Here is a 17,332-nt window from a genome sequence, read left to right as displayed (position 1 = left end):
AAGCTTTGTGTTTGTTTTTTGCCACGAAGGCACTAAGCCACAATGGTTTTATTTTCTGCCACGAATTTCACTAATTTTCACTAATTCAATTCGTGCTAATTTGTGTAATTCGTGGCGAACTATTTAAGCTTTTAAATTATTTATAAATTCCGTTGCGGCTTGTCCGGCGTTATCGGTTTTCATGAAGTTTTCTCCAATTAGGAAACCTTTGTAGCCGTAAGGTTTTAATTCTTGGATGGCTTCAATTGATGAAATTCCGCTTTCGGAAACTTTTACAAAATCATCTGGAATTTGCGATGCCAATTGTTTACTGAAATCTAAGCTTACTTCAAATGTTTTTAGGTTTCTGTTGTTTACACCAATCATGTCTAAAGTAGGCATAATCGATTTTTCCAGTTCTTCCTGATTGTGAACTTCTAACAGAACTTCTAAATCTAACTTTTTTGCAAATTCAGATAATGATCTGATTTCTTCGCGGGTTAAAACTGCGGCGATTAGAAGAATCAAATCAGCTCCGTGTGCTTTTGCTTCTAAAATTTGGTATTCATCGACAATAAATTCTTTTCGCAAAAGCGGAATATTTACACTTGCTCTTGCCAAAAGTAAATCGTCAAGAGAACCTCCAAAATATTTTCCATCCGTTAAAACCGAAATTCCGCAAGCTCCGGCATTTTCGTAGCCTTTAACTACTTCTTCAACTGTAAAATTGTGATTGATAACTGATTTTGAAGGAGAACGACGTTTGTGTTCTGCAATAATTCCAGTCGAACTTGCTTTTAGTTTCTGACTTAATGAAATCGTTTCTTTTCCAAAAAATACCGAAGCTTCTAATTGAGAAACCGGAATGATTGATTTTTTGAGAACGACTTCTCGTTTTTTATCAAATATTATTTTATCTAAAATATTCATTGTTGTTGTTTTGCCACAAAGTCACAAAGACGCAAATTTATTAGTGCTAATTCGTGAAATTTGTGTTTGTTTTTTATTTACTTAATTCCTGTAACGTTTGTAATGCTTTTAATCCTTTTCCAGACAATAAACTTTCTTTTGCTAGTTCAAATCCTTCAAGTGGAGAACATTTTGTAACGGTTGCAATTGCCATTGCAGCATTGGCACAAACTACATTGTTTTGTGCTTCGTTTCCTTTTCCAGAAATGATATTCGTAAATATTTCAGCCGATTCTTCGATGGTGTTTCCGCCTTCAATTTCAGTTTGAGATAAAAGTCTAACGCCAAAATCTTCCGGTTTTAGCATTCCTTCCATATGCGATGTTATCGTTTTGGTTGGACCTGTTAAAGAGATTTCATCATATCCGTCAAGCGAATGCAAAATAGTAAAATTGATATCGGTATTTTGATATAAATAAGCATACATTCTGGCTAATTCAAGATTGAAAACCCCAACCAATTGATTTTGTGGAAACGATGGATTTACCATTGGCCCCAACATATTGAAGAATGTTTTTACTGCTAATTCTTTACGGATTGGGCCAACATTTTTCATTGCCGGGTGAAATAGGGGAGCGTGTAAAACGCAAATTCCTGCTTTATCAATACATTTTTCTAAAAACGAAGGATCGTTGCTGAATTTAATTCCCATTTTTTCCATTACGTTACTCGATCCAGAAATGGATGAAACACCATAATTTCCATGTTTGGCAACTTTAATTCCCGCTCCAGCCGAAACAAAAGAAGCTAAAGTCGAGATATTGAAAGTGTCTTTTCCGTCACCGCCCGTTCCGCATAAATCGATTGTATTGTAAGCTGATAAATCAACGCGAACACATAATTCTAATAAAGCTTCACGAAATCCCGAAAGTTCATCGATCGTAATGCTTCGCATCATAAATACAGTCAAAAATGCCGAAATCTGACTCGGATTGTATTGACCTGTTGATATATTAATCAAAACATCTTTTGCTTCTTCTTTAGAAAGCACTTCGTGATTGATTAATTTGTTTAATATAGTTTTCATTTTTTCTTTTAAGTTGCTAAGGTTCTAAGATGCTAAGTTTCTGAGTTTTTTTACTGTGACTGTAAACTGCGACTGAATACTGTAAACTAGCTTTTAATCCAATTCTCTAAAATCCTTTTTCCTTTTGGCGTAAGCACACTTTCAGGGTGAAACTGAACGCCTCTTACGTCAAATTTTTTGTGTCTTAATGACATGATCTGTCCGTTTTCGTCAATTGAAGTTGCTTCTAAAACTTCTGGTAAATTGCTGTCTACAACCCATGAATGATATCTTCCGACTTCGAATTCATTTCCTAAACCTTCAAATAAAGTTTCATCTGAAACTACTGTTTTTACATGTGTCGAAACGCCGTGATATACTTTATCAAGGTTAGAAAGTGTTCCGCCAAAAACTTCTCCAATTGCCTGTTGTCCTAAACAAACGCCAAGAATGCTTTTGGTTGGTGCATATTTTTCGATTACTGCTTTTAATAAACCTGCTTCATCAGGAATTCCAGGTCCTGGCGAAAGTAATATTTTATCGAAAGAAGCGATTTCGTCAATTTCGAATTCGTCGTTTCTATAAACCGTTACTTCGCAGTTTAAATCTTCGAGATAGTGTACTAAATTATAAGTGAAACTATCGTAATTGTCTATAACTAATATTTTTTTCATTTTTTCTAAGGTTCTAAGTTGCTAAGATTCTAAGACACTAAGTTTTCAAACCGTTACTGAAAACTGGGACTGAGACTGACAACTATTTTTTATTTATTTTTCTCGAACGTACTTCTCAGTAATAATTCTATCGATTCCTAATTTTTCTACTTTTTCAACTCCTTTTTGAGTTAAGGTGTCGTTTTTGATTTTTATTACAAACTCAAATTTTCCATTTTCCCATTGACGGTTGTTGAAGTACTCCAGATTCTCAGTATAAATACTATCCTTTAAAGTATATTTTCCGCCTCCGCCAAAGAATACTGCATTTGTTGAATCTTTACCATTATTTAAATCATGATTGAAAAAAGCAAAATGTGTATCGTTTATAATTTTAATCATTTTTGTTTTTGAATTGAAAGTTGAAAAAGTTGAATCTTTTTCAGTCGTTTCTGCAGATATCAGACGCCAGGTTCCTTTAATTGGATTCTCCTTTTTTTCAAAATTACAAGAGGTTATAGTAATGATTAAAACTAGAATTGATAATGCTTTTTTCATGGTTTTTATGGTTTTATTCTTTGTTTGTTAATTGTTTTAGGTTTTACCAATCTTTGTCTCCAACGGTTGAAACCGTTGGCTATGTTTATATAGTATTCCTTTTATAGTTTGCTTTTCAAACATTGCCCGAGGTTTCAACCTCGGGAGACATTGCTGATCATTCTGTGTTACTGTGACAGAAAACTGCGACTGAAAACTATATTTTCTCCGCCATTTCCAGCGCTGTATTCAATGCTCTTAATTTATTATAAACTTCCTGCATTTCACTTTCTTCATCAGAACTTGCTACGATTCCGGCGCCGGCTTGACAATGCAATTGGTGATTTTTTGAAAGGAAAGTTCGAATCATAATGGCGTGATTAAAGTTTCCGTTAAAATCCATGAAACCAATTGCGCCGCCGTAGAAATTACGATTTGTTTTTTCATAATCTTCGATCAATTGCATGGCTCTGTGTTTCGGTGCGCCGCTCAAAGTTCCGGCTGGGAAAGTATCGGCAACAACCTGCATTGTCGTCGCTTTTTCGTGTAAATGCCCGGTTACTTTAGAAACCAAGTGGATTACGTGGGAGAAAAACTGAACTTCTCTGTATTTCTCTACATTTACATCGTGACCATTTCGGCTTAAATCGTTTCTTGCCAAATCGACAAGCATTACGTGTTCGCTGTTTTCTTTTTTATCTTCTGAAAGTTCTTTGGCTAAAAGCGCATCACGTTCGTCATTTCCAGTTCTTTTGAAAGTTCCGGCAATTGGATGAATTTCGGCTTTTCTGTTTTTTACGATAATTTGTGCTTCGGGCGAAGACCCAAATATTTTGAAATCTCCATAATCAAAAAAGAATAGGTAGGGAGATGGGTTGATGCTTCTTAAGGCTCTGTAAACATTGAATTCGTCACCTTTAAAACCTTGTGTAAAACGACGAGATAAAACTAACTGAAAAACGTCTCCACGGAAACAGTGTTTTTTTGCTAAAGCAACATTGTGTTTAAATTCTTCATCAGTTAAGTTTGAGAAACCTTCGCCTTCTTTTGAAAATTTATATGAAGCAATATTTCTTGATTGCAGTAATTGTTCGATTACAGCAATGTTGTTTGTTCCATCAACGCTGTGGCAGAAAATATACGCTTCGTTTTTAAAGTGATTGATAGCGATGATGTTTTGATAAACGGCATAAAAAACGTCCGGAATTGAGGTTGCATTGTCTTTTTTGGCTATTGAAACTTTCTCAAAATAACGAACGGCATCGTAAGAAATGTATCCGAATAATCCGTTATTGATGAATTTAAAATCGTTTTTCTCCGATTGAAATTTGCTTGAGAATTCCTGAATTACTTCTGGAATATTTGTTGAAGCATCAATTTTAATTTGTTCCGAAGTTCCGTCAGGAAAAGTTTTTGAAATCGTTTCGTTTTCGATTTTAATCGTTGCAATCGGGTTGCAGCAAACGTAAGAGAAACTGTTGTCATTTCCGTGATAATCACTACTTTCTAATAATAAACTATTAGGAAATTTATCTCTTATTTTAAAATATATACTAACCGGCGTGATGGTGTCTGCCAGAATTTGTTTGTAATGTGTGTTGAGTATAAAAGGTTTCAAAGTATGTTGTTTTTTAGTTTTTAATATTTCTCTGCTAAAGTTTCGACCAAAAAAAAGGGCTTGTCGTGATGACAAGCCCTTTTTGTTTATAGTTTTGAAAATACCATAGGAAGCTTAGTTCACGACGTTTGACGTAAATTGTTCCACCACCAAGTATTGTTCATTAATGTTTTCATTTCTTTATTTTGATGTGACAAAGATATAAATGTAATTTGAATTAGAATACATAAAATTTCAAAAAAAACTTTTCTAATTTTCGAAATTTGTTAAATTTTAAATTCTAAAACCTGCTTAAGGCCTTAATTTCCAATCGCAATCGTATTGTTTACATTTGCTCTAAAATCTGGATTTCCTTTGATATTTGGCATTGTAAACAACTCACTATTCTTCCATTTTGAGTATTCTATCCCGGAATTTGGGTTATAATAATTTTGAATTGCGGAATCAGAACTAGATGATTCACTTGTAATTCCGCCGTTGCAATTGTTTACAATTATGTTTTTGAAACTCATTTTTGATAAGTTTTCATTTCCATCTCCAATATTGCTTTCTAATAAAACAAAAGGAGAAAAACCAGAAACAATACTGTTGGTTAAACTAAAAAAAGTATTTTCTCTAATATGAACAGATTCTCTAACCAAACCTTGGTTGTTTTCTTCAAGATTAACTAAAGTGATATTAGTTGCAGTGATTTTTGTCATTTTTTTACTCATATCCGTATTTTGAATCTTGTCGTACGAATCGACTTCAAAACATCTTGAACCAGAGATATCTGATGAAAAAGGATGACGAATAGCAATACTGTTGCTGATGCTGATTTGTGCGCCTTGCGTAAAATCGAAATCATCATCAGTAGTTCTATATGAAATTAAGTTGTTCATATTTAAATCTCCGCCATAACATTCAAAAGAATCATCGTTTGAAAAACTGATCTGAATATTGCTTAAAATTGTTTTTCTTCCAATTCCAGCCAGTGAAAGTCCGTTAAGTTCTTTTTCTGAACTCAATTTTCTACCAGCAAATTCTATTCTGACATATTTTAAAATACCTGAATTATCTTCGGCATCCTGACCTCCATAATGATTTATTATTGGATCTAAAGTAAAAGGAAGTGTGTGAAGCCCGCCAAGAAAATTAATTGGCGCTTTTCCTAAAATGATAATTCCGCCCCAGTCACCCGGACGTCTGTCTGCAATTTCTTTGTTTGAAGTAAAAATGATTGGATCTGTTTCTAGACCTTCGGCCACAATTTTTGCACCATTTGAAATAACAAGAGTTCCACAGGTTTTATCATCGCCTCGTATTACAGTTCCGGGTTCGATAGTTAAAGTTGCATTGTTTGTCACGTAAACAATCCCTACTAATTGATATGTATTTCGTTTTACTAATCTGGTATCTTTATCAATTGTTCCTGCAATTATGTTGGTCGCTTCGCTATATTCCATTTTTGCCGGATTAAAATTGGTCCAATTGTTCATCCAGTTATTAGTACCAATTATTCCTTTTGTTTGTTGTTGAGCTTGAAGTAAAAAAGTGCTTAGAAGTGTAATTATTATAACACGTATTTTTGTTTTCATAACTATAATTTTAATTTCTAGTTTTGGATTTTTAATTTCCTCAAAATTAGACCCCGAATGTTAATCAATACGGGGATAGTTATTATGAAAGTGTTATTTTATGGTTAAGAATGTTATGCTTTTGAAAAGAAATAAAAAAGAAAAACCCCAATAGAATCAACTATTGGGGTTTTTCTTATATATGAATTAGGTAAGCCTAAAATTAGAATTTTAAAGCTACTGTTAATTCGAAATCATCGCTGATAGTTTTGTCTCCTAAACCTTCGAAGAAACTTCCAGAACCGTATTTAATATCATATTTAGTTCTGTCAACTTTAAATGCAGTTGTAGCAGTGTTTCCGCTTACAGTGATATCAAAAGTTACTGGTTTAGTAATTCCTTTAATAGTTAAATCAGCAGTTACTGTGTAAACGTCAGCAGATTTAGCACCAATAGTTTTGAAAACTAATTTTGAAGTTGGGAATTTTTCAGTTCCAAAGAAATCGTCAGCTTTTAAGTGACCGTTTAATTTACCTTGGTATTCTCCAGTTAAATCTGTAGAAGTTAATGAAGTCATATCAACTGTAAAGCTTCCTCCAACTAATTTTTTTCCTTTGAAAACTACAGCACCTTCTTTAAAGTTTACTGTTCCAGAGTGCTCTCCAGTTACTTTTTTACCTACCCATTTGATAGTAGACGCTTTTACGTCGATTTTTTTAGTTTGTGCGTTTACTGAGATACCAGCTGCTGCTACGAATAATGCAATTGCAATTGTCTTTAAATTTTTCATGTTGTAAAATTGAATTTGATTAATAATAATTATATAGTGATAAATAATTCCTCGTGAGATTTTCTAACTTTTTTGAAATGCTGAGTATCATCCTCATCATGTCTGTAACCTACAGCAGCAATTACTGTAGCACTTAGGCCAAGTTTGTCAAAACCTAAGATTTTGTTGAATTCTGCCGCATTAAAACCTTCCATTGGAGTAGCATCAATTTTTAGTTCTGAAGCTGCAGCTAATAAAGTTCCTAAAGCAATATAAGTTTGTTTTGCTGTCCATGTATTTTTAGCATCGTCAGATAAGTTTGCCACTGTACCTTTCATCATATCGCCAAATCCAGCCAATGCATCAGCAGGAATACCTCTTGTTTCGCTGATATTGTTTATATAACTGTCTACAGAATGTGCTCCAAGATTTACATCATTTGCAAATACAAATATTTGCGATGCATCTGTAAGCTGTGTTTGTCCGTAAGCAGCAGCTTTTAATTGTTCTCTAATTTCCGGATTTTCTACAATAACAACTCTGTAAGGCTGTAGTCCGTATGAAGAAGCACTTAATCTAACGGCTTCTTTAATAGTATTTAAATCTGCTGAAGAAACTTTTTTAGATGCATCATATTTTTTAGTTGCATATCTCCAGTTTAAATTATCTAATAGTGTACTCATAATTTTAATTTTGTTGGGTTCGGTATTTTTCTAATAATGTGTTTAATAATTCTAATTCTTCTGGGCTTATATTCTTGGCAAACAAACGCTCGTGCTCATCTACCTTTGGGTCTAATTCTTTTAAAATATCTAATCCTTTCTGTGTAATCAAAACCTCAATTTTGCGTCGGTTTCCCGGACAGACATTTCTTGTTACTAAATCTTTCAGCAATAATTTATCTACTAATCGGGTTGTATTACTTGTTTTAGCCAGCATACGTTCCTGTATCACACACATATTAGCAGGTTTTCCTTTTTGTCCTCTTAATATACGCAATACATTATATTGCTCTCCAGATAAATCATACGGTTTCATCAACTCGCTGAAATGATCCTGAATCACATTTTGTGTGTACATGATATTCAGAATAACTTTTTTCGCATTATCCATCTTAACTGTACTTTTAATAACCTCTTCAATTGTCATAGTCGTAAGTGTATAATTTGTATATACAAATGTAGAAGTTTTAATAGTTGTATATACAAATGTCATGTTAATTTTTTGTTAATTCAAAATGACATCAATTTTGAATGAAAAAAGTTAGAATAAAAATAGTTTATTTTTTAGTTTTAAAATGTTGATTTTTAAATATTTAACTAAAAATTAAAATTGTCGGTATAAATTCTATCAAAGTTGTCAAACTTTGAAAAGACTTATTGAAATTCGGACAAAAGAAAGCCCTTTGTAGTTTTTTTGAAATTTAAAACTTCGTTATTTATCCAGTTTTCGTCATGTCCAAATTCTTTAGCAAGAAGTTTTGCTACTTTTTCTGAAGATTGAATCGCTGCTCTTGCATCTAAAAACAATAAACGAACACGTCTCGCTAAAATATCATCTACAGTTCTTGCCATTTCATATCGAATCGCCCAAAGCACTTCTGCCATAGTAAATTCGTGATCAGGATGTACTTTTTCCTTTAATTCAGGATTGTTTTGTTGTAATTCGATTATGCTAGGAATATCAGAACCATAGATATACAAATGATTTTCTCTGTCTAAAGTCGTCGTAGTTTTATTTCCATGAATGGGAAGGTGTTCTGTAACACATGATTTTTTAGGCAGTTTACCAATAGTAATTGCTTTGTTTATAATATCCTCAGCGATTTTTCTGTACGTTGTCCATTTTCCTCCCGTAATCGTTATTAAACCCGTTTCGGATACAATAATTTTATGGCTTCGGGAAACTTCCTTGGTTTTTTTGCCTTCTTCTTCGGGCGCTGCCAAAGGACGTAAACCTGCAAAAACAGATAAAACATCTGCTCTGGTAGGTTTTTTTGCTAAAAAGTGTTGGGCTGTTTCTAGCACAAATTTGATTTCGCTTTCTAAAGCAACAGGTTCTAAACTTTGTTTTTTAATTAAAGTATCTGTTGTGCCTACTACAATTCGGTTATGCCAGGGCACAGCAAATAAAACTCGTCCGTCACTTGTTTTTGGAATCATCAAAGCATGATCTCCGGGTAAAAAAGATTTATCAAACACAAGATGAATTCCCTGACTGGGAACGATATATTTTTTATAAACAGTATCGTTTAGTTTCATTATGGCATTTGTAAATACTCCGGTAGCATTTATAATTGCAGCGCCTTTTAAGTTGTATTTATCTCCAGTTTCCTGATCTTCTACTTCAACACCAATAACCTGATTTTTAACGTCTTTAATTAAATTTACAACTTTTGTATAGTTTAAAATGCAAGCTCCTTTTTCTACAGCAGTTTGAGCGATATTAATGGCTAAACGTGAATCATCAAATTGTCCGTCATGATAAATAACACCATTTAGCAAACCAGCTTCTTCTACGTTAGGAAGCATTTCGATTGTTTTTTTCCTAGAAATATATTTTGAACGTCCTAAACTTAATCGTCCCGCCAATAAATCATAAACAGTTAATCCAATAGTATAAATGAAAGTGCTCCACCAATTGTAATTCGGAATCACAAAAGATTGGTTTTTTACTAAGTGACCCGCATTTTTAGCTATTAAACCTCTTTCTTTCAGCGCTTCAATCACCAAGTGAATATTTCCCTGTTCCAGATAACGCACGCCGCCATGAATCAGTTTAGTACTTCTGCTCGAAGTTCCTTTTGCAAAATCAACCGCTTCAAGTAAAATTGTTTTGTATCCTCTGCTTGCGGCATCAAGAGCAGTTCCTAAACCGCTGGCACCGCCTCCAATTACAATTACATCCCATTTTTCAGTGTTCTTTAATATCAATAGCTGTTCTGAACGGTTCATAAATTAGGTTCTATTTTGGGATTTATTGTTTAAAGCAAACTTAACGAAACGAAATTAGATTTAGATGAAGAAATATCTTAGTTGTTAAAATTTGTTTCAAGTTTCAGGTTTCAAGTTGATTTACTAGGCTTTAAAAATAAACCCGACAGGTTTTTAAAACCTGTCGGGTTTGACGTAGATTATATTTTCGTTTAAGTTAATCTAAAGACAATTTTTAATATTCCGTTAGGAATATTTCGTCGGTAGAAAAAAAATAGAATTGTTTTGCATTGTGTCCTGTAGGGGACACTTGTTTCAACAGAATAAACGCTTGGCTCGTTAATCAAACGTTCCTACGGAACGTATAACGCAACTCAAATTTAATTCTACCAACCAGACATTCCTACGGAATGAATAGGGCTTATTTCTTTTAAGTTTCGTTAAGCAACTTGAAACTTTAAACAAATTTTAATGAGGAAGTTTGTCTTTTATCAAACCATAAAACCAGGTTCCTGCAATGGCACTTAATAAAGTAACAAAAATCACAGTTGCGCCAGTTCCAATTTGAGCGAAAAGCGGCCCCGGACAAGCTCCGGTAATTGCCCATCCAAAACCAAATAACAATCCGCCATAGATTTGTCCTTTATTGAAAGTCTTTGGCTGAATTTCTATTTTCTCGCCTTGAAGCGTTTTAATATTGAATTTTTTTATGATGAAAACCGAGATAACGCCAACAGCAACTGCGCTCCCAATTACACCATACATAAAGAATGACTGTAAGTGGAACATTTCCTGAATGCGAAACCAGCTGATGATTTCAGCCTTTACAAATACAATCCCGAAAAAGATTCCAACAATTAAATATTTAAGATTTGAAAATCCTGATTCTTTTTTATGACTTGCGTTTATTCCTTCTCCGTCAATATTTTTATTTTCTAAATTGCTCATTTTTGAAATTTTAAAGTGAAAGAATATAAGGTAAAATCAAAAGTGACATTACAAAACCACCAATCATAAAACAGATTGTAGCTACTAATGAAGGCCATTGTAAATTTGATAATCCCATAATAGCGTGTCCGCTCGTGCATCCGCCAGCATAACGTGTTCCGAAACCAACTAAAAATCCACCCACAACAATCATAATGAATCCGCGAAGCGTTAATAAACTTTCCCATGAAAATAACTGCGAAGGAACCAAACCAGAATGATCTGTGATTCCGTAAGATGATAATTGCTGTGAAAGTTCTGGAGTAATTTGAACGTCATTTGGGTTTGAAAGAAAGTAAGTCGCAATAACACCGCCAAGAAATATTCCCAAAACAAAGAATAAATTCCAGCTTTCTTTTTTCCAGTCGTATTTAAAAAACGAAATATTTGCCGGAATACAAGCCGCGCAAATATGACGAAGGGAAGAACTAATCCCGAAAGATTTATTTCCGATAATCAATAAAATAGGAACAGTCAGACCAATCAACGGGCCCGCAACGTACCAAGGCCAAGGTTCTTGAATAATTTCTAATATACTCATAATTAAAATTAAGTGTTTTGTTTTTTTACCATTAAGATATTAAGTTAATTAAGTTGGAATGCTTAATTTTTCCTAACCTTCTTTGAAAAGTTTCATTAAGCTCAAAAACTTAATTAACTTAATATCTTAATGGTAAAACTTTTATTTATGCTTTTAAAACCTTACTCTGACAAACGAAATCTGATTTTGGGATTTCAGTTTTTGCGATGGCTCCAAAACCGCCGTCAATTTCGCTAAAATTTCTGAAACCGCGAGCCTGCAAAATCGAAGCTGCAATCATACTGCGGTAACCACCTGCGCAATGTAAATAAAAATGTTCATTTGGATTAATGTCTTTTACCCAGTCATTAATATAAGCAAGAGGTTTGCTGTACGCATCTTCAATATGTTCTGCTTCGTATTCCGTTTCTTTACGAACGTCAATAACTTTATCTTCTTTGATATTAAATTGAGTTGCAAATTGTTCTGCAGAAATTCGGTTAACGGTATCAATTTCAAAACCGGCTTTTTCCCAAGCTTCAAAACCGCCTTCTAAATGTCCGATAATTGAATCAAAACCAACACGGCTTAAGCGTGTAACGGTTTCTTCTTCAAGACCTAATTCGGTTACTAATATAATAGGTTGTTTTACATCGCCCACTAAAGTTCCAACCCACGGAGCAAAATCTCCGTTGATTCCAATATTAATAGACTGCGGAATAAATCCTTTGGCAAAATCGCCGCTTTTTCGGGTATCTAAAATCAAGGCTCCAGTTTCTTCGGCGACAGCCTCAAAATCTTTTGCATCAATTGCTTTCATTCCGTTATGTAAAACCGTTTCAAAACTTTCGTAACCTTGTTTGTTCATGGCAACGTTCATGCTGAAATAAGCTGGTGGAGGTAATAACCCGTCTGTTACTTCTTCAATAAATTCAGCTTCCGTCATATCCGAACGCAAAGCATAATTCGTAGCTTTTTGATTTCCAATAGTTGAAACTGTTTCTTTGCTCATGTTTTTTCCGCAGGCACTTCCGGCACCGTGCGCAGGATAAACGATTACGTCATCATTCAGCGTCATAATTTTATCTCTTAAAGAATGAAATAAAATCCCGGCTAATTGATCCTGAGTCATTCCTGCTGCTTTTTGAGCCAAATCCGGACGACCAACATCGCCTATGAATAAAGTGTCACCAGAAAAAATCGCATAATCTTTTCCGTCCTGGTCAATCAATAAATAAGTAGTGCTTTCCATGGTATGACCCGGAGTATGCAATGCTTTTATGGTCACATTTCCAAGTTTAAATTCCTGTCCGTCTTTTGCAGAAATACAGTCAAATTCGCAGACAGCATTTGGTCCGTAAACAATTGGAGCTTCTGTTTCCTTGCTTAAATCAATATGTCCCGAAACGAAATCAGCGTGAAAATGCGTTTCAAAAATGTATTTCAGTTTAACATTGTCGCGTTCTAAACGATCTAAATAAGGCTGGATTTCTCTTAACGGATCAATAATAGCTGCTTCTCCGTTTGAAGTTATATAGTATGCACCTTGTGCGAGGCATCCGGTGTAAATTTGTTCTATTTTCATGATATGAATTGAAAAATATTGGGAATACAAAGATAACTCTGTTTTCTTTTAAAATAGGTGACTAATGTTACAGAAATTTGATTTTTGTGTAAAAAGAAGAAATTTAACCATATAAGTGATATAAGCAAATTTAAGGTGCCGCGTAATTTTCGTTTTGCTAAAATGAACTTATATAACTTATATGGTGCAAAAAAAAATCTACGTAATTTTACAACTAATGAAAATTATTGATATGAATACAGCAGACTTATTAGATCAAATTGCCTTTATAAAAGAAATTGATAAAGTAAAATATATCCAGCGTAAAACGAAGCTGTTTAACAGCGACCGATGTGAAAATGATGCCGAACACAGCTGGCATTTGGCTTTAATGGCTATTGTTTTGGCAGAACACTCCAATCAACCCATCGATGTTTTAAAAGTGGTAAAAATGGTTTTGATTCATGATATTGTAGAAATAGATGCCGGAGATGTTTTTATGTATGATACGCTGAAAAATCATGATAATACAGATGAAGAACGATTAGCCGCGAATCGTATTTTTGGTTTACTGCCTAAAAAACAAGCTGAAGACTTTATAACTATTTGGGAAGAATTTGAAGCCGGAGAAACCAACGAAGCCAAATTTGCAAGATCTATGGACAGATTAGAACCTTTACTGCAAAATACTTCTAACAACGGCGGAACATGGAAAGAGTTTGACGTAAAGTATAATAAAGTTTACGAGAAAAAGAGCGTTATAAAAAATGGTTCAACATCTTTATGGAATTATGCCGAAGGTTTGATAAACGAAAGTGTAGAAAAAGGAATTTTAAAAAAATAATCAAATTAATCCGCGTAATTAAATATAGCCTGCGGTTTTAACCGCAGGAAACGTATGGGAATATGCATCGTGTTCCCACGGTTGAAACCGCGGGCTATGTTTAAATGCGTATAGCTATACATAATCTTGTCATTTCGACCGAAGGGAGAAATCGCACACGATGATCTACAAAGATTGGCGATTTTGTTTGTGGAGTTTCAAGTGCGATTTCTCCCTTCGGTCGAAATGACAAACTTTGGCTTCAAATATTAAGTGTCATTTATACTTTTAAATTGTTGAAAAGTTTAACAAATATCAAGCGATAAACTTTTTTTAAAGAGGCATAATTCGGGTAGTAATGGTTAAATTTGTGAAACCTCATAAAACAATACCACTTTATGGAAGAAATGCTCTTTTATGATCGAATGCAATTCGCGTTCACCATTACTTTTCATTATCTTTTTCCACAACTTACAATGGGTCTTTCGCTCATTATTGTTTACTTCAAATGGAAATACTTAAAAACTAACGACGAACAATACAATCACGCCACTCATTTTTGGATGAAAATCTTCGCTCTCAATTTTGCAATGGGCGTTGTAACCGGAATTCCAATGGAATTTCAATTTGGGACGAACTGGGCAAAATTCTCCGAATTAACAGGCGGAATCATTGGGCAAACGCTTGCAATGGAAGGAATGTTTTCCTTCTTTCTCGAATCTTCTTTTCTTGGAATATTTTTATTTGGAGAAAAACTCCTCGGACATAAATGGCATTTTGTAACCGGATTATTAATCATGATTGGTTCCTGGGCCAGCGGATTTTTAATTATTGCAACACATTCGTGGATGCAGAATCCGGTGGGTTATGAAATTCTCGAAAACGGAAAATTTGTTCTGAATAATTTTCAGGCTTTATTTTTAAATCCGTGGCTTTGGCCTTCTTATTTGCACAATCAGGCTGCATCTTTAGTAACAAGTTCGTTTGTTGTGGCCGGAATTGGCGCTTTCTATATTTTAAGTCAGAAGAATGTTTCTTTTGGAAAATTGTTCCTAAAAACGGGAGTTATCTTCGGATTGATTTCTAGTGTTATTGTGGCAGTACCAACGGGAGATTTACTGGCCAAAAATGTTGTGAAATATCAACCTGTAACTTTCGCCGGAATGGAAGGAATTTTCCATACCGAAGAAAGAGGCTCTGAAATTGTTTTAATTGGTCAGCCCGATGTAAAAGACAAAAAACTCGATAATAAAATTGCCGTTCCTAATATTTTGAGTTTCCTGACTTACGGAAACTGGGATCAGGAAATTAAAGGTTTAGATCAGTTTGAAGAAGATTTACACCCAACCAATATTTCGGGATTGTATTATGCCTATCATATTATGGTGGGACTCGGAACGGTTTTTATTGGGTTAATGGTGCTTTCACTTTTTCAATTAATAAGAGGGAAATTATTTGAAACCAAATGGATTTTATGGTCGCTTATGTTTATGATGCCGTTTCCGTATATCGCAAATACAACAGGCTGGTACACGGCCGAATTAGGAAGACAGCCCTGGCTGGTTTATAATTTACTGCGAACGGCCGCCGGAGCTTCACCAACGGTTTCATCAGGGAATACCTTGTTTACATTACTTGGATTTATTGGTTTATACCTTTTACTGGGAATGTTGTTTTTACTTTTGATTGGAAAAATTATCAATAAAGGGCCGCACCATGTGGAACTTTCAACAGAAAAAATATAAGTATGGAATTTTTTTGGTACGTAGTTTTAATGGGAATTCTGGCTGTTTATCTGGTTTTAGACGGTTATGATTTTGGGGCAGGAATTATTCATTTATTTTTTGCCGATACAGAAAAAGATAAAAAAGCAATTACGAGTGCAATTGGGCCGTTTTGGGACGCTAACGAAGTTTGGCTGATTGCGGCCGGAGGGGTTTTGTTTTTTGCTTTTCCAACTTTATACGCTTCTTCTTTCAGCGGATTTTATTTGCCTTTGATTATGATTTTGTGGCTTTTGATTTTCCGTGCTATCGGATTGGAAATGCGCGGACAGATTCATAACGCCATGTGGGAAACCATTTGGGATAAAGCTTTCGGGATTGCGAGTTTACTTTTAGCGTTGTTTTTTGGAATTGCTTTGGGAAATATTGTTCGCGGCGTCAATCTCGGAATGGTGCAAAATGGAGTTTCTACTCAAGAAGCACATTATTTCTTTCTTCCTTTGTGGAATCCAACTTTTAGTCCGCAGGCAAATGAATTGGGAATTATTGACTGGTTTACGCTTTTCCTTGGAATTGTGAGTACTGTTGCTTTAACAATTCACGGTGCGAACTGGATTATTTATAAAACGAATTCATCTCTAAACCCGAAGCTTAAAAAAGTTGTTTTTGCATTGAATATTGTTCTGTTGGTTTTAGTTTGTATTTCATTGCAGGTTTGGCATTTTATTGAACCAAAACCGTTTCATAATTTCGTTGAAAATCCTATTCTTTGGTTTTTCCCGCTTTTGACTTTTGTTGGAATTCTGGGATTATTCAAAGTGCGTTCGTTTCAAAAAGACGGTTACGGATTTATGTTTTCTACTTTCTTTTTAGTTGGTGGATTTGCTTCGACAGCAGTTTCGATTTTTCCGAATGTTCTGCCTTCAACAAATAAAGTAAATCCGTCGTTAACGATTTATAATACTGCCGCCGGAGAATACGGATTAAACGCCGGAATGAGCTGGTTTTTTGTGGCTTTGTTTCTTGTGATAATTTATTTTATTATTCAGTATCGCGTTTTTAGCGGGAAAATGGATGATGTTGGGTATGGGGAACATTGATTTTTTTTAGCCACGAATTGCACAAATTTTCACGAATTATTCTATCTCTTTTAAAATGAAAAATCTAGCTCTGACAGCGTTGACTTTAACTTGTGCTTTATTGATAAGTTGCGAAAAACAAAATGGAAATTTACTTGAAAAACAAAATGCATTATTGCAGAAAAAAAATGATTCTTTAAGTCGAAAACTAGAAATTGCAGAGGAAGCAATTGTTATTTTACAAGATAAAAATTATTGGTATGATCCTGAGTATGATAATGCTGAATTTAAAAAGAAAGGCATTGCTGATCCAGAAAAATTTATAGTTGATGAATTAGAGAAAAAAACAGAACTAATTCCGTTACAACCGGCTTTAGGAGGAAATATGTCTTTTGGAAAAATTAACCTCTTAGGAAATAAATTCTTAATTGCAGAATATTGAGATGGACATGTTCAAGGAAAAAGTATTTATAATTATAAATTAAATGATTCTGGAAATTTAGAATTTAAGCTTATAGGATCTGAAGAAAATTAGATAATTGTTTTTATATAATTTAATTGCCTCCAGTTTTAACTGGAGGTTTTTTTATTGATACTCAGAAAAGGCTTTAGCCA

Annotated in this window: 17 protein-coding genes; 4 read left to right on the top strand and 13 right to left on the bottom strand. The window is 34.2% G+C overall.

Annotated features, from left to right (window positions below; all coding sequences use genetic code 11):
- Positions 1-123 precede the first annotated feature (123 nt).
- From trpC to NLJ00_RS24060, 13 genes are all read right to left on the bottom strand, one after another.
- Positions 124-909, bottom strand: a complete 786-nt coding sequence (gene trpC / locus NLJ00_RS24120) for an indole-3-glycerol phosphate synthase TrpC (RefSeq protein ID WP_256635713.1) — start codon at positions 907-909, stop codon at positions 124-126.
- Positions 910-982: 73 nt separating this feature from the next.
- Complete coding sequence (gene trpD / locus NLJ00_RS24115; protein WP_256635712.1) at positions 983-1,975, bottom strand: anthranilate phosphoribosyltransferase; 993 nt, start codon at positions 1,973-1,975, stop codon at positions 983-985.
- A gap of 86 nt (positions 1,976-2,061) precedes the next feature.
- A complete protein-coding gene (locus tag NLJ00_RS24110; protein WP_256635711.1) occupies positions 2,062-2,628 on the bottom strand; it encodes an anthranilate synthase component II in 567 nt (188 codons plus the stop codon).
- A gap of 93 nt (positions 2,629-2,721) precedes the next feature.
- A complete protein-coding gene (locus tag NLJ00_RS24105; protein ID WP_256635710.1) occupies positions 2,722-3,165 on the bottom strand; it encodes a hypothetical protein in 444 nt (147 codons plus the stop codon).
- 196 nt (positions 3,166-3,361) lie between these two features.
- Complete coding sequence (locus NLJ00_RS24100) at positions 3,362-4,762, bottom strand: anthranilate synthase component I family protein (RefSeq protein WP_256635709.1); 1,401 nt, start codon at positions 4,760-4,762, stop codon at positions 3,362-3,364.
- A 299-nt stretch (positions 4,763-5,061) separates the two neighbouring features.
- Entirely contained in the window at positions 5,062-6,339 is a 1,278-nt protein-coding gene (locus NLJ00_RS24095) for a hypothetical protein (protein WP_256635708.1), read from the bottom strand.
- Between the two features lie 202 nt (positions 6,340-6,541).
- Complete coding sequence (locus tag NLJ00_RS24090; protein ID WP_073484587.1) at positions 6,542-7,108, bottom strand: YceI family protein; 567 nt, start codon at positions 7,106-7,108, stop codon at positions 6,542-6,544.
- A gap of 29 nt (positions 7,109-7,137) precedes the next feature.
- Positions 7,138-7,770: an NAD(P)H-dependent oxidoreductase gene (locus NLJ00_RS24085; protein WP_256635707.1), complete on the bottom strand. Its 633-nt coding sequence runs from the start codon at positions 7,768-7,770 to the stop codon at positions 7,138-7,140.
- Between the two features lie 4 nt (positions 7,771-7,774).
- A complete protein-coding gene (locus NLJ00_RS24080; RefSeq protein ID WP_256637492.1) occupies positions 7,775-8,236 on the bottom strand; it encodes a MarR family winged helix-turn-helix transcriptional regulator in 462 nt (153 codons plus the stop codon).
- Between the two features lie 227 nt (positions 8,237-8,463).
- On the bottom strand, positions 8,464-10,041 hold the full coding sequence (locus NLJ00_RS24075; protein WP_256635706.1) for a glycerol-3-phosphate dehydrogenase/oxidase: 1,578 nt from the start codon (positions 10,039-10,041) through the stop codon (positions 8,464-8,466).
- A 447-nt stretch (positions 10,042-10,488) separates the two neighbouring features.
- The gene (locus tag NLJ00_RS24070; protein WP_256635705.1) at positions 10,489-10,968 is read right to left on the bottom strand and encodes a DUF6691 family protein; all 480 of its coding nucleotides are present in this window, start codon (positions 10,966-10,968) and stop codon (positions 10,489-10,491) included.
- Positions 10,969-10,978: 10 nt separating this feature from the next.
- Positions 10,979-11,548 (bottom strand): YeeE/YedE family protein, encoded by a 570-nt coding sequence (locus tag NLJ00_RS24065; protein WP_408611595.1) that lies wholly within the window; start codon positions 11,546-11,548, stop codon positions 10,979-10,981.
- 145 nt (positions 11,549-11,693) lie between these two features.
- Entirely contained in the window at positions 11,694-13,112 is a 1,419-nt protein-coding gene (locus NLJ00_RS24060) for an MBL fold metallo-hydrolase (RefSeq protein WP_256635704.1), read from the bottom strand.
- A gap of 232 nt (positions 13,113-13,344) precedes the next feature.
- Between NLJ00_RS24060 and NLJ00_RS24055 the strand changes: the two genes are divergently transcribed.
- From NLJ00_RS24055 to NLJ00_RS24040, 4 genes are all read left to right on the top strand, one after another.
- On the top strand, positions 13,345-13,935 hold the full coding sequence (locus NLJ00_RS24055) for an HD domain-containing protein (protein ID WP_256635703.1): 591 nt from the start codon (positions 13,345-13,347) through the stop codon (positions 13,933-13,935).
- 377 nt (positions 13,936-14,312) lie between these two features.
- On the top strand, positions 14,313-15,659 hold the full coding sequence (locus NLJ00_RS24050; protein WP_256635702.1) for a cytochrome ubiquinol oxidase subunit I: 1,347 nt from the start codon (positions 14,313-14,315) through the stop codon (positions 15,657-15,659).
- Between the two features lie 2 nt (positions 15,660-15,661).
- Positions 15,662-16,738 (top strand): cytochrome d ubiquinol oxidase subunit II, encoded by a 1,077-nt coding sequence (gene cydB, locus NLJ00_RS24045; RefSeq protein WP_256635701.1) that lies wholly within the window; start codon positions 15,662-15,664, stop codon positions 16,736-16,738.
- Positions 16,739-16,793: 55 nt separating this feature from the next.
- Positions 16,794-17,159, top strand: a complete 366-nt coding sequence (locus NLJ00_RS24040) for a hypothetical protein (RefSeq protein WP_256635700.1) — start codon at positions 16,794-16,796, stop codon at positions 17,157-17,159.
- The last annotated feature ends 173 nt before the right edge of the window (positions 17,160-17,332 follow it).

Origin of the sequence: Flavobacterium panici (assembly GCF_024499525.1) — a bacterium.
In the GTDB taxonomy this organism is placed as follows: Bacteria; Bacteroidota; Bacteroidia; order Flavobacteriales; family Flavobacteriaceae; genus Flavobacterium; species Flavobacterium panici.
The sequence above is the reverse complement of the archived record's forward strand: the minus strand, read 5'-3'. Positions and strand labels throughout refer to the sequence as shown.